Here is a 13,628-nt window from a genome sequence, read left to right on the forward strand (position 1 = left end):
GTGCCCCCTCTGCGGCGCTGGGGCGCCTTGAGGACGGAGCCCCCGCTTCGCGTGACCGACTCCGCTGCGACCTCGTTGTCCAAGGGCCTATTACCCCGGAAATTACCGCGTCATACTAGCCCCTCCGCGAACTCATGACATTTGTCATGGGCAGGTCATGACACTCTGTACCGCAGCGGTGCGAAAACCGGCGGTGTAATAGAACCATGAACACCGCAGCACTTCAGAACAGCAAGCAAAACACCGCAGAAACCGTTATTTCCGCCCGCTCCCTCCGCCAGGTTTTCTCCACCCGTGCGGCAGGCACCGTGGTCGCCGTCGACTCGATTGACCTGACCGTCAAGCGCGGCGAAATCATCGCACTGCTCGGCCCCAACGGCGCGGGCAAGACCACCCTCATCGACATGATCCTTGGTCTGACCCAGCCCAGCGGCGGCGAGTTGAGCGTCTTCGGTCGCAACGCCTCCGAGGCGGCACGCGCCGGTCTACTCGGCGCGGTGCAGCAGACCGGCGGCCTGCTCAAGGACCTGACGATTCGCGCCACGGTCGAGATGATTGCGGCGCTGTACCCCAAGCCCATTGACGTGGATGAGGTACTCGCCGGCGCCGACCTGACCGAGATTGCTAAGCGTAAGGTCGGCAAGTGCTCGGGCGGTCAGCAGCAGCGTCTGCGTTACGCCCTGGCGACCATGCACTCGCCGGAACTGCTGATCCTGGATGAGCCGACAGCCGGCATGGACGTGAATGCGCGCCGCACCTTCTGGGAGCGTATGGAAGCCATCGCCGAGCGTGGAACGACCATTCTTTTTGCGACGCACTACCTGGAAGAGGCGCAGAACTTCGCTCAGCGCATTGTGCTCATGGAATCCGGCTCCATCATCGCTGACGGCTCCTCCGACGAGATTCGCGCCCTGACCGGCCACCGCCACCTCAGCTTCCTCGCACCCGCACCCATCACCAACCTGGACGTGCCGGTTGAGGTCACCGAAGAGTCCGGCGGGTACCGCCACCGCATCTCCGTGCTGGAGATTGAGCAGGTACTGCGCACTCTGCTGAATAACTACAGCATCAGCGACCTGGAGGTTATCAAGCCCTCCCTGGACGAGTCCTTCACGCTACTGACCGAGCAGGCCGCAGCCTCCAAGGCATCCGAAGCCTAAACACCGCACCGCCTCAACATCACACCGCCGCTACACACCTCAAGGAAAACATCATGCTCCGCTACGCACTCTACGACATCCGCGCTTCTATCCTCTCGACCGACCGTTTCTTCTTCGGCGTTGCATTGCCCATCGTCTTCTTCCTGCTCTTCGGCGCGATGCAGGAATACTCCTCCCAGCCGATGGGCGACGGCAACGTAGCAGCGTACGTCATGATTGGCATGGCGCTGTACGGTGCCGTGCAGAACACCGTGGCGATTAGCGGCAGCACCGTCACCGAGCTCTCCAGCGGCTGGAACCGCCAGCTGGCGCTGACCCCGCTGACCACCGGCAAGTACCTGGGCGCGAAGGCGCTGACCGCCCTGGTGATTTCTGCGCTGCCGGTCATCGCGGTGAACATTGTGGGCATGTTTACCGGTGTTGAGATCCCTGTGAACCAGCAGCTTGCCGCCGGCGCGCTGACGGTGCTGTGTGGTCTGGTGTTCGCCTTCTACGGCATCATGATGGGTCTGCTGATTCGCAACGAGAACGCCGTGTCCATTGCGAACGGTCTGCTGGTGATCATGAGCTTCTTCGGTACCGTGTTCTCCCCGCTGAGCACCGACCTGCTGAACTACGCCCGTTTCACCCCGCTGTACGGTGCCGCTGAGATTGCCCGTTACCCCTTCGCCGCAGGTCAGACCATTATTCTGGGCGGTGGTGAGGACTGGTTCGTCACCGAGCCGCTCTGGTACGCCGTGGTGAGCCTGGCCGTGTGGGCGGCGATCTTCCTGGGTGTTTCTGCCCTGCTGATGCGCCGCGCAACCCGCCGCTAAATGCTTCTTCCCGCCGCAGCCTTGAACCCCGAGGCTGCGGCGGAAGCCGTATCCACTCACACTGCATCTACTAACACTGCCGCTACTGACACCGCCGCGCCGGTGGTATCTACACCCGCGGCACCTACACGTTAGGCTAGAACCATGACCGAACCCCACACCCACCCGCAAAACACTGACCAGGCTAGCGCTAAGAACGAGGCGGCACCCTCCGCCGCGAAGCGCACCCTGGGCAAGCACCGCTTCCGCTTCCTCCACCGCGAACGCCGCGGCAACGTGAACTGGCTGGCGCTGGGCTTTAGCGCCCCGTGGCTGGTGTTTCTGCTCATGCCGCTGGACAGCTTCCTCACCACCCCGGAGCTGGCGCCGGTGCGCTGGACCGGTGTGGCGCTGGTGGCACTGTTCGCGGTGGTGAACTGCTCGGCGTACGCGGTGCCGTGGCTGGTGCCGGTCGCCTCCACGGTGCGTCGAAGCGTCATCTGGACGGTGCTGATGGCTCTGCCCGTGGCTGGCCTGACGGCGCTACGGCTGGAATCGGCGTATGTGGTGTTCTTGTCGTTCAGCATGTACTTTGTCGCGTTCTGGATTTTTGGCACAATCGCCCCGTACCGCCTGCGGTTTGGTGTAGCGGCTATGATTGCCCTGGCATCCTGGCTAATTTTTATGGCGAGCATCGGCTTTGACGTCACCGCGCGCGGCGGTATCGCCCTCTTCATCGGCGCGCCGATGGTGGGCATGCTGGGCTTCTCCTACCTCATTGAACTCGGTGAACGTGCGGACGTAGCGCGCGCCTCCCTGGCGCTCTCCGAGGAGCGCGAAGAGATCGCTCGCGACGTACACGACGTGCTGGGCCACTCCCTGACCGTCATCACCCTCAAAGCGGAGCTGGCGCAGCGCCTGCTGGAGATTGACCCCGCCCGCGCCGGTGCGGAGATGGAGGCGATCGCGCAGCTGTCCCGCGCATCCCTGGCGGAGGTCCGCTCGACCGTGACGCGTCTGCGTGTGCCCGACTTCTCGGGTGAGATTGAGGGTGCGGGTCGTGCCCTGCAGACCGCCGGTATCCGCGCCGAACTGCCGGATGCGCAGAGCGTGCTCGCGGTGGCTGGCGTGAACGCGAAGCTGTTCTCCTGGGTTCTGCGTGAGGCGGTCACGAACATGGTGCGCCACTCGGGGGCGAACGCGGCGCGGGTGCGTCTGAGCGCAACCGGTCTGGACATCCTCGATAACGGCGTGGGTGTGGGTGATGCCCGCGGTAACGGTCTGACGGGTATGGCTCAGCGTGTGGCGGCGTCCGGCGGTAGCGTTGTGATTGAGGCGGCGCCCGAGCAGTGGCTGGCGCAGAACCCTGCCGGTGGGGTGGGCACGCGCATCCGTGTGAGCATGGACGGTGACACCTCACTGCTGTAAGTAGGTACTGTAGATTGTGGAACTTAGCGCCGCGCCCTGGACGGGGGAGCTACCCGCCCCTGTATGGTGGTGGTAGACAACCTCTTGCGGTTGTTCCGCCTAGTATGTTCCACCCGGTATGTTCTGCCCCGTCTTTTTCACCGTCTTCAGCCCTGGGAGGCTCCCATGATTCGTGTTCTGCTCGCTGACGATCAGCAGCTCATCCGTGAGGCTCTTGCCGCCCTGCTCGGCCTGGAGGTTGACCTGGAGATCGTGGGTCAGGTCGGTAGCGGTGATGAGGTGCTGGGCGCCGTCGCCCTGTTGAAGCCGGACGTGGTGCTTCTGGACGTGCAGATGCCCGGTGCTCTGCTGGCTGATGGTATTGAGGCGGCTGCGGCGCTGCGTGATGCGGGTGCGTTGAGCGAATCGGGTGAGCCGGTGCGTACGCTGATTGTGACGACTTTTGGCCGCCCGGGCTATGTGCGCCGCGCCCTGGAGGCTGGTGCGAGTGGTTTCGTGGTGAAGGATACGGGTGCTCGCCAGTTGGCGGAGGCGATTCGTCGTGTGCATGCGGGGTTGCGTGTGGTGGATCCGTCGTTGGCGGCGGATTCTTTGGTGACGGGTGCTTCTCCGTTGACGGAGCGTGAGGCGCAGGTTCTGCGTGAGGCGGCGTCGGGTGGTACGGCTCAGCAGATTGCGGCGGCGTTGTTTTTGTCGGCGGGTACGGTGCGTAATTATTTGTCGGCGGCGATGGCGAAGACGGGTGCGTCGACTCGTCAGGATGCGGTGCGTATCGCCACGGAGAACGGCTGGCTCTAGCCCCCTGCTCTCGTCAGCCCGGGCGGCTCCTGCGCGAACACGGTAGAATGGTAGTGTCTATGCCCGCAGGCGCCCCGCACCCGTTTCTTCCCGAGACAGGCGGTGTCGCGCTTGGAAGCGGGCACCATTTTCGCCCTGTGCCCGCCCGCACCCGCCGCATCACGTACGCGGCGCATCCTGAGTGTGTGGCGGGGTACATGATTCGAAGGAAAACTTGTGGCTCTAACTATCGGCATTGTTGGCCTGCCTAACGTGGGCAAGTCCACCCTGTTCAACGCTCTGACCGGCAACACTGTGCTGGCGGCTAACTACCCGTTCGCGACCATTGACCCGAACGTGGGCGTGGTGAACCTGCCGGATGCGCGTCTGAACCGTCTGGCTGAGATTTTTGGTTCGGAGCGTATTCTGCCTGCGACTGTTTCGTTCGTTGATATTGCGGGCATTGTGAAGGGCGCTTCTGAGGGCGAGGGCCTGGGCAACAAGTTCCTCGCGAATATTCGTGAGGCGCACGCTATCGCCCAGGTTGTGCGTGCGTTTGATGACCCGGACGTCATTCACGTGGACGGCAAGGTTGACCCTGCCTCCGATATGGAGACCATCAATACTGAGCTGATTCTGGCTGACCTGCAGACTTTGGAGAACGCTATTCCGCGTCTGGAGAAGGCTGTGAAGATTAAGAAGGGTGACGCCGCTCAGCTGGAGACTTATAAGGCTGCGCAGAAGATCCTGGAGGATGGTGACACCATCATTTCTCGTGCGAAGGACGCGAAGCTGGAGCTGGCTCACTTGAAGGAGCTGAACCTGCTGACTGCTAAGCCGTTCATTTACGTGTTCAACGCGGATGAGGGCATTTTGGCGTCTGAGGAGAAGCAGCAGGAGCTGCGTGACATGGTGGCGCCGGCTGAGGCTGTGTTCTTGGATGCGAAGCTGGAGGCTGATCTGGTGGAGCTGTCTGAGGAGGAGGCTCGCGAGATGCTGGAGATGAACGGTCAGGATGAGTCCGGCCTGGATCAGCTGGCTCGTGTGGGCTTCTCGACTTTGGGTTTGCAGACTTATCTGACTGCTGGCCCGAAGGAGGCTCGTGCTTGGACTATTTATAAGGGTGATACTGCGCCGCAGGCTGCTGGTGTGATTCACTCTGATTTTGAGCGCGGCTTTATTAAGGCTGAGGTTGTGTCTTTCAAGGATCTGGATGAGGCTGGCTCCATGGCGGAGGCGAAGGCTCGCGGTAAGGTCCGTATGGAGGGCAAGGACTACATCATGCAGGACGGCGACGTGGTGGAGTTCCGCTTCAACGTCTAAGCTGACGGGTCGATAGGACTTTGAGAATCCGGTGACGGAGGGATGACGAAATTCATCTCACTGTCACCGGATTTTCTGTACCCTTAGATCGTAATGTAAACCGCTAATTGAATAAGGTGATTTGTCTGAGGTGGTTCTAAGGGGAAGCGGGATATATTATTTTCGAATGAAATAAATGGGTGAAAATGAGTTGCCCCGTTGTCGTCAATTTTGACTTATTGTTGAAAGATTTATAGGTAACGCATTGGATTGTTTCATTGTAGAATTTTGAGAGTATTTATTTGGAGGATATGTTGTTGAATAAACCTTTGAATCTCGCGGAGAAAAATGAGTGGTTAGGCGAATGGAGTATACCAGATGCTTTTGAAGGAAAGGTTTTGGGGAGCCTGAAACATGATGGATCTGGCGGTATAACTCTTGAGCTGTATATTGATTCTCGGAATAGTGAATTTGTAGCCAGAAACTATGAAGTTATACATGGAACTTCTGGAGTGCAAGAGATTACTCTTTTGGGTGTAAGGGCTGGCCTTAATCTTAAATCTATTCCTGCAAGGTTTCCTCATCGTGTCTCATATAAAGTTGATTCTGTAATTATTGGAGCTCGTGTGAAAAACCGAGATTCTGAAATGTTTAGTAAGTTACGTGTTTCGATTGAAGATACTAACTGCTGGAGTGGAGCTTCTGAGATATCATATAGAATCCCAACGCATAGTGTCGAAGATTCGGAAGAGTACGGTGTTTTTGTTGTAAAAAATAATCCTGTCCCTGTAGAAGTTGACGGAAAAATATATCGAGTTGTATCGGAGAATGTGGGTGTTTCTGCTAAATATCAAAAAGGGGAGACCTTTGGAAATGTACGAGCACAAGATTTCTGGGAAGTTAGCTCACCTCCACTATTTTCTCTCGACAAAGCTTTGGAAGAAATGAGGATGCTTCAGGGCTTATTGTCTTTTGCAGCTTGTCGTGTTGCGGGAGTTATCTGGATTCAGCTTGAGGTTGCTGGGACGGAAGGTGAACTTCCTGACGGTACGCCTTTACCCCCTCGACGGGTTAACGTGATTTCCTCACTAATGGGAATTGGGCAATTTGATTTAGAATGTGTTGATCCTCGCCATTTTCTGTTTTCGTGCGATTCAATCCCTTTTGAAGTTATATTGCCTAAGTGGATTTGTGTTTATGAGGATATTCGAGTTCCAATTAATATGATTTTGGCTCAGATTTTTGCACCTATGCAATTTATTGAAAATACTCTTCTGATGATTGTTGGAACCGCTGAAGTATTGCATAAAAATCTTAATATTTCTCGTGCGCGGTCTCTGAAAGAGCGTCTTGTTGATCTTGCCTCAACCTTTATCAAGAATGCTTCACCGTTGCTGATTCCTGATATTCCGCATTGGGCGACTAGAACTGTGAAAGCTCGGAATGGCCTTACTCATGAGGGGAAGGCCGATAAACATTCGGTTGATGAGCTAATTACGATAATCAAAGTGACAAGAGCGGTTATAACTCTTGCTGTCATGGAGAAGCTTGAAATCTCTGGCGAGCATCAGAAATACGTAGTAGAAAATCATCCTCAATTTATCGAATCAGCTAGATATGCTAGAGATTGGCTCACGCCTCCGCCGGAAGAAATAGCTGAGGAAAAGCAAAACAATACTGATGCATGATGACGTGGTGGAGCTCCGCTTCAATGTTTAGGAGGTAAAAATGATAGCCGAATGGTGGCGTTCCCTTTTAAGTAAATGGTCGTGGGATGACCCGACGCTTCTCTTGGGTTTTGCATCCTTTGTGGTCACTGTAGCATCCTTTGTGGCCACTGCAATCATCCCCATTGTGTTATGGAGGATGGGAGCTAAACAGGCAAAACGTGATAGCGAACAAGCAAAACGTGATAGCGAGTTGCAAGCCGAATTCCTCGCTAATCTAACGTCGGTTTCCCAGCTCCAGCGACGCGATGCGCTACTGGGGATTATTGATCAAGCCTCAGATCCCACGCATCTGGCGCTGCTATGGAAGGAAGTCCGTGAGTATGAGGGGGCGGATTGGGAATTCCTCCTCGATCATCTCCGTGCCAATCCTGCTCTTGCGCTTCCTGGAACGTCCATCGGTGTGAAAGTACAAGATAGCCTGACTGAAGTCGCTGTGAGTAATTATATTGACGGGCTTGAGCGCCGTTATTCAGAAAGCGATGGATATCCGCCCTATCCTGGATTACTCGAATTCATTATGGAAGTAACAAGACAGGAATTAAAGATTGAGGTTTCGCGTATCGTGGCACTTGTTACGGGATCGACTGCTGAGAAGCATCGTCCAGGTCACTCCTTCTACCGGAATCTGGTTAATGCTCTTCCCCAAGTAGCGAGTCCTCTTCTTCATGCGGTTGAGCGGATTGATTCTCGGGCTCCCGGTGGTCTTAAACTGAATGTTCTGACAGGTGCCCTTCTCGCGGTCAAAGACTTGGAAATGGGGCGCGGAGGCCCGAGGCTGGATACGGATGAGGTGGCGGAGCTGAAGAGAGACATCGCGGATGCTCTCGCCTATCTGCTACATCGAGATGTCCTTCGCTCGTTTGACCGATGGGAAATTAAAGGCTCGACCGACAGTGTTACTGCTACAGCTGCCTGGCTCATCAGAGCGGTTGGCTGGGTTGCCGATGTCGATAGTCATCTAGCGATGCGGATGATTCAAAACCTAGCTCCCGCAATTGAATCAGTACCTGAATCGGAAGGAAACTGGGGAATTGATGATGTCGATGTCCGTCAGGGTTTCGAATGGATTAGTGAAAAGTGTCCTGATTTGTGGGAAATCTATGGGGAGAGGCTGGAAGCGGCTGTCGCGGAAGTCGGGCAGCGGAAGGGGTGGCTCTCCTCGTAGGGTACTGCTTACCCTGAAACATTGATATACGCCGTGACGTGGTGGAGTTCCGCTTCAACGTCTAAGCGATAAAAGCATAAACGCGGAGCCCCGCACTACAGCTCGTAGTGCGGGGCTCCGCCTCATTAACCCTCGCGCGCCACAAAAAGCAGCCGCCCGGGTGTAAGTCTTATTGACCGGGATTAGTGGTCAGCACCAACCATAACGTTAGACGCCTTGATGACTGCGTAAGCGGTCTCGCCAACCTTCAGGCCCAGCTCCTTGATGGACTCGTTGGTGATGGACGCAGAGATAACAACCTCGGGAGCGATCTCAATCTTAACGATGCCGTTGGTTGCACCCTCAGTAATCTCAACAACCTTGCCAGCGAACTGGTTACGTGCAGAAAGCTTCATAAAGCCGTGCCTTTCACTCAAAAAACGTACAAATACTTAAGCACTCTACACGCCGCAGCCACTGAGAATCATCTTCCAACCAAAATATTACGCACAAACCATGCGAATTTTATTTTCGGCTTCAACCACGCCCCGAACCCACCCCAAAAGACCAGCAAAAACCAGTCCCGCACATGCAGTTCGCACCCACCAAATGGTATAGTCAGCACGAACGCGAGAACCCTCGCACCCTCCACCGTCGCACCCCCTGCCTGGCTGACGCGCGCCCACACGCCGCAGCCACACAGTAGGGGAGGAGCGGCGCATCCGCACAGACAGAAGAAGGAACCATGAGCGAAAACCTCAACGAAATCGAAGCACCCGCCTGCCCCGAATGCAACGAAACCTACACCTACGAAATGGGTGAGCTCTGGGCATGCCCCATGTGCGGCCACGAATGGGAACGCACCGCAGCGGGCGAAACCGAAGAGGAAGCAGGCGCTAAGGTTCTGGACTCCGTCGGTAACGAGCTCGTCGACGGCGACTCCGTCACCATCGTCAAGGGCCTGAAGGTCAAGGGCGGCGCAGACATCAAGGCAGGCACCAAGGTGCGCGGCATCCGCCTGCTCGAATCCCCCGTCAACGGCCACGACATTGAGGCGAAGGTCCCCGGCGCAGGCCAGATGTACCTGAAGTCCTCCGTGGTTAAGAAGGCATAAATCAAGAAGGCATAAGCCAAGAAGACGTAAAGCGCTTCGCACAAGACGCAGAAAAGGCGGCACCGCCCGCACTAGCTCACGCTAGGGGAGGTGCCGCCTTGATGTATGAGGGGCTCATCTGAGAAAAGCTCAGCGCGCCCTCAGTAGGTCGGGTTGTTACTTCCTGCCGGTCATGCCCAGGTACAGGGAGATGGTCAGCATCGCTGCGAAGACCGACAGAATCCAGCGCATCCAGTCGATGCCAGCGGTTGCGGCAACTCCCAGCTGGGTCGCGGCCCAGGTGCCGACAGCCGCGCCGATAGCGCCGCAGACAATGGTCCACAGAAGCGAAATGTTCTGGCGGCCTCGCATGAAGAATCGTGCAATCGCGCCGATAATCGCGCCGGTAATAATGGTGCCAATGATAGTGCCCATTGTTCTCTCCAAAGGTTGTACACCTGCCGCTGTGACAGGTGGTGTGTTAGTTCCAGTGTAGGCAATGCTGGTTACGGAAAGCTTAATAACGGGTATGTTAAGGTAAACGGCACCTCAACGTTTTACGTGTAAAACACTGAGGTGCCGTTCCTAGCAAACGAAGCGGCTACTTCGACTTGCGCCAAATCTTCAGAGCGCTACAAATCATCGGCAGCTGCAGGGGCAGGCGACCGTACGCAATAGCCTTACGCTGAGTGGACTGGTTGCGCGCATCCAGCGCCATCTGAATGTTCGCGGGGAACACCGCAATGAACAGCAGAGCCGCAAGCAGACCACCGGCACGGCGGGTCTTATCATTAGCCAGCAGGGCAGCGGTGCCCAGCTCAGCTACACCCGAAGCGTGAGTGTAGGCGTGCGCAGGACCCGGCAGGTACTTCGGCACAATCGAGTCGAAAGGATCCGGGATGATGAAGTGCAGCGCACCCATCACAGCGAGGGCGCGAGCCATGCGAGTAGCCGAGCGCTCAGCGCTGTACTCTTTCTTCTTAAAAATACTCATGCACCCATTATGCGCCCGTCGGAGGCGTATTCCTCGGCTCAACGGCGCGCTAACCGCCGCGTGTTTGACTGTCTAGAATACGGACTCAGCACGCCAAACGAAAAAACATTGTTCAAAAGCAGGTAAGATAGGGGACAACGGCACCACGTGCGGATGACGCCCCACCTGCCCCTCGCCTTTCGGTGAGCTGCCAGATGGGGTAAAATACCGGGTGCTTATCGGAACAATCAAAGGAGTACACAATGAAGAGGATTCTGTTCATCGCTATCCTGGCAGGCGCCGCATACTTCGGCTACAAGAAGTTTGCTGCCTAAACAGTTAGCCCTCGGGCACTCTACATATCCTTAAGCAACGAAAACCCGCCGTCTCACATATGCACCATATGCGAGACGGCGGGTTTTCGTATGCCCAACTTCTTAGGTTTCAAACGCTTTGGGCTTCAAACGCGTAGATACGGGGCCGCGAGCCTATGAGGTGAACCGGCTATTCGCTCGGCGGAACCTCACCGGTCATCACAACCTTGTTCTGCGAAGAGCTCCAGCTGAACTCAGCGGTCGCGCGGCCGCTCGCGCTGGCGGGGCTCTCATCGCCCTTCATGTAACGGTAAGTCACGCTAATCGAGCTGTCGGAGGTGCGGGTAATCACCGGGGAGAACGAGTACGGCTCATAGGTTGCGGTACCAATGAACTTGCCGCGGTGGAACAGCAGAATGTGGTGCGCCATCGAAGAGATACAGCAATCAGACGGGGAAGAACCCGGAATAGCGTCAATCCACGACAGCTCAGCGCAGGGGTCGTAACCCTCGTAAGTGGCCGAAACGTTCGTCCACTGATCCCACTTGCTCTTATTCTTCAGCTCACGCAGAGCCTTAGACACCACGGTCGATGCAGAATCAGACGCGCAGGTGGAGTCCTTCTTCGACTCAGACTTAGCCTCAGACTTGGAATCCGACTTCGACTCGGAGGCGGTCGGCTCAGCATGAACCGTAATCGTCACCACCGACGGCACCGGAGCAGGCGACGAAGCGCTCGGGGTAGCACTCGCGGATGCGCTCGGGCTTGCCGACGGGGTGGGGAACAACTCCTGCGTAGACGTAGCGCTCGCAGAGGCAGAAGCGCTACCAGAAGAAGACACCACGGTACCCGAAACAGCAGAATCAGTGCTTGCCGAGCAAGAAGTGACAACAAGAGCTAGAGCCGCGCCCAACGCAGGCAGAGCCAAAGCGGTACGGCCGGTAAAACGGCGGCGAGTAGAAGACATGAATACTCCTGAAGATGCGCGGCAACGCGCATCGGTGCTGGTCAAGAAGCGAATAGTGAACTCGTCCAGTATAGGGAAAAAGAAGCGGGTGCGCGGTGCGTGAGGTCAGTGCCGTTCGTTACCGTGGCAGGCGCGCTGCATCTGCCCGGCAACAAAACCCGGTAACAAAATGCCCGGCAAGAAAACCGGCTAGCAGACCTCATCGTCCGTCAGATAACGCACCAGCCAGGCACGCCGCGCGGTCGCAATACGCGCCGTAATCCGCGGAAAAACCCACAGACTAATAGCGCCCTGCGCCCACAAAATCAGCGAAAACAGCAGCGGCCGGAACGCAACATCGCGCGGATCCACGCCGGGGTTCAGAAGGCGCGCGAGCGCATCCGACAGGAAAATCGACGGGAACATCAGCGACATCAGCACCGTACCCAGCACCCAGCCCGGACCGAAACAGAGCAGAACCCAGCGGGCAGTCATCCGCAGGTTCTTACGGTGCGCCCAGCGGAACTGCCAGCTGCGCAGACGATACGGATACACCACGCCCAGAATCGAACCCAGGGACACCACAATAGCCGGCACCACAAAGAACGACAGGGACATCATGAGCGTGGGGGTCAGGTTCTCGTCCTGACTGTGCAGAATTAGTGCAAGCAGGGTACCGGAAATACCCGTGATCAAGCCGATCGCAATAGCCTTCGTGCGCACGAACAGGTGCAGGGCGTGCGGGTCGCTACTGCGCAACGCACGCAACGCATGCTCCTCATCGTGGCCCATCAGGTTCGTTGAGGTGACGTCCGCGACCATCCAGCCGACCATCACCAGCGCAAAACCAGCCGGGCCCTTAAACTCGCTAAACAGCCACGAACGCCAGGCCTCCGGGAGCAGATACCAGCAAATCGCCGCCAGCAGAGCGTTACATATGAGCGTCTGCGTTTCCACTGGGAAGGGGCGCGTGAACATGCGGCGCAGCTCAGCGCGCACACTCGGCCGGTACGTATTCTGCGGATTAATGAGGGCACGACCCTCAACCCGCTGACGGCGCAGGTCCTGACGGAGTGCCCTGAAATTCGTCACGGGATGCGCCAGCGGCGCAAGGCGGGAAGATACGTGCCTCAAAATGCTCACCTGCCCATTGTAGAGGTGTCGCTGGGGCATAATGGCACCGCAGAAAATCAGCTCTGCGGAAACTCCGCCCGCTAGTGCCTGTGTCCCCTTGCACACCCGCCGCATCCAGGGGACAATGAAGGCATGGCTGAAGTAACTCTACAGAACGAACTCGTAATCCACACCAACGGCGACCTGCCCGCAGTCGGCGCGAAGCTGCCCGAATTCTCGGTTCTCGCGGCTGATCTCTCCGAGATCTCCTCCGCAGATTTCGCAGGTAAGAACCTGGTGCTGAACATCTTCCCCTCCATCGACACCGGTGTGTGCGCAACCAGCGTCCGCACCTTCAACAAGCAGGCTGCAGACCTGGAGAACACCGTTGTGCTGTGTGTCTCCAACGACCTGCCCTTCGCAATCGGTCGCTTCTGTGCAGCCGAGGGCATTGAGAACGTCGTCACCTCCTCCGCTTTCCGCTCCTCCTTCGGTGAGGACTTCGGCGTGAAGCTGATTGACGGCCCCCTGGCTGGCCTGCTGGCACGCTCCGTGGTCGTCGTGAACCCCGCCGGTGAGGTTGTCTACACCGAGCTGGTTCCCGAAACCACCAACGAGCCCAACTACGAAGCAGCCCTGGCAGCTATCAAGTAAGCGGCTATCAAGTAGTAAGCTTGGTACGGGAGCCGGACGCAATCCCGGCACCCGCGCTACTTCCGTCAGGGACACCCCGGCGGTACACAGCACAGCAGATACTGAACGTCTACAGCGCATGGGTTCACCCACACATGCGGCTGGCGACAGCATAACGCCCCGCCCACCCGGTATTTCGGGTGGGCGGGGCGCTTTACTAT

At 57.3% G+C, this 13,628-nt stretch carries 14 protein-coding genes; 9 read left to right on the top strand and 5 right to left on the bottom strand.

Features of this window, described 5'->3' with window-relative positions; translation table 11 throughout:
• Positions 1-206 precede the first annotated feature (206 nt).
• From Q0216_RS06880 to Q0216_RS06910, 7 genes are all read left to right on the top strand, one after another.
• On the top strand, positions 207-1,160 hold the full coding sequence (locus Q0216_RS06880; protein WP_298594005.1) for an ABC transporter ATP-binding protein: 954 nt from the start codon (positions 207-209) through the stop codon (positions 1,158-1,160).
• 53 nt (positions 1,161-1,213) lie between these two features.
• Complete coding sequence (locus Q0216_RS06885; protein WP_298594007.1) at positions 1,214-1,975, top strand: ABC transporter permease; 762 nt, start codon at positions 1,214-1,216, stop codon at positions 1,973-1,975.
• A 144-nt stretch (positions 1,976-2,119) separates the two neighbouring features.
• The gene (locus Q0216_RS06890) at positions 2,120-3,382 is read left to right on the top strand and encodes a sensor histidine kinase (RefSeq protein ID WP_298594008.1); all 1,263 of its coding nucleotides are present in this window, start codon (positions 2,120-2,122) and stop codon (positions 3,380-3,382) included.
• A 165-nt stretch (positions 3,383-3,547) separates the two neighbouring features.
• Positions 3,548-4,180, top strand: coding sequence for a response regulator (locus Q0216_RS06895; protein WP_298594010.1), 633 nt, complete (start codon positions 3,548-3,550; stop codon positions 4,178-4,180).
• A 216-nt stretch (positions 4,181-4,396) separates the two neighbouring features.
• The gene (ychF, locus tag Q0216_RS06900) at positions 4,397-5,482 is read left to right on the top strand and encodes a redox-regulated ATPase YchF (protein WP_005505132.1); all 1,086 of its coding nucleotides are present in this window, start codon (positions 4,397-4,399) and stop codon (positions 5,480-5,482) included.
• A gap of 290 nt (positions 5,483-5,772) precedes the next feature.
• Positions 5,773-7,149, top strand: a complete 1,377-nt coding sequence (locus Q0216_RS06905) for a HEPN domain-containing protein (protein WP_298594012.1) — start codon at positions 5,773-5,775, stop codon at positions 7,147-7,149.
• 40 nt (positions 7,150-7,189) lie between these two features.
• On the top strand, positions 7,190-8,356 hold the full coding sequence (locus Q0216_RS06910) for a hypothetical protein (RefSeq protein ID WP_298594014.1): 1,167 nt from the start codon (positions 7,190-7,192) through the stop codon (positions 8,354-8,356).
• 182 nt (positions 8,357-8,538) lie between these two features.
• Here Q0216_RS06910 and Q0216_RS06915 read toward each other — a convergent pair whose 3' ends face one another.
• A complete protein-coding gene (locus Q0216_RS06915) occupies positions 8,539-8,751 on the bottom strand; it encodes a molybdopterin-binding protein (protein ID WP_005505155.1) in 213 nt (70 codons plus the stop codon).
• A 329-nt stretch (positions 8,752-9,080) separates the two neighbouring features.
• Between Q0216_RS06915 and Q0216_RS06920 the strand changes: the two genes are divergently transcribed.
• Positions 9,081-9,449 (top strand): zinc ribbon domain-containing protein YjdM, encoded by a 369-nt coding sequence (locus Q0216_RS06920; protein WP_298594016.1) that lies wholly within the window; start codon positions 9,081-9,083, stop codon positions 9,447-9,449.
• 156 nt (positions 9,450-9,605) lie between these two features.
• On the opposite strand, the gene Q0216_RS06925 is transcribed toward Q0216_RS06920, so the two are convergent.
• The 4 genes from Q0216_RS06925 to Q0216_RS06940 all read right to left on the bottom strand — a co-directional run bounded on the left by Q0216_RS06925 (position 9,606) and on the right by Q0216_RS06940 (position 12,795).
• The gene (locus Q0216_RS06925; RefSeq protein WP_298594018.1) at positions 9,606-9,863 is read right to left on the bottom strand and encodes a GlsB/YeaQ/YmgE family stress response membrane protein; all 258 of its coding nucleotides are present in this window, start codon (positions 9,861-9,863) and stop codon (positions 9,606-9,608) included.
• A 166-nt stretch (positions 9,864-10,029) separates the two neighbouring features.
• Positions 10,030-10,422 carry a hypothetical protein gene (locus Q0216_RS06930; protein WP_298594020.1) on the bottom strand — a complete coding sequence of 131 codons (393 nt, stop codon included), beginning with the start codon at positions 10,420-10,422 and terminating at the stop codon, positions 10,030-10,032.
• A gap of 483 nt (positions 10,423-10,905) precedes the next feature.
• Positions 10,906-11,682: an LppP/LprE family lipoprotein gene (locus Q0216_RS06935; RefSeq protein WP_298594022.1), complete on the bottom strand. Its 777-nt coding sequence runs from the start codon at positions 11,680-11,682 to the stop codon at positions 10,906-10,908.
• A 189-nt stretch (positions 11,683-11,871) separates the two neighbouring features.
• Positions 11,872-12,795: a hypothetical protein gene (locus Q0216_RS06940; RefSeq protein WP_298594024.1), complete on the bottom strand. Its 924-nt coding sequence runs from the start codon at positions 12,793-12,795 to the stop codon at positions 11,872-11,874.
• A gap of 132 nt (positions 12,796-12,927) precedes the next feature.
• On the opposite strand from Q0216_RS06940, the gene tpx reads away from it, so the two are divergent.
• On the top strand, positions 12,928-13,428 hold the full coding sequence (gene tpx / locus Q0216_RS06945; RefSeq protein WP_298594026.1) for a thiol peroxidase: 501 nt from the start codon (positions 12,928-12,930) through the stop codon (positions 13,426-13,428).
• The last annotated feature ends 200 nt before the right edge of the window (positions 13,429-13,628 follow it).

The organism is uncultured Rothia sp., assembly GCF_937976295.1.
GTDB lineage: Bacteria > Actinomycetota > Actinomycetes > Actinomycetales > Micrococcaceae > Rothia.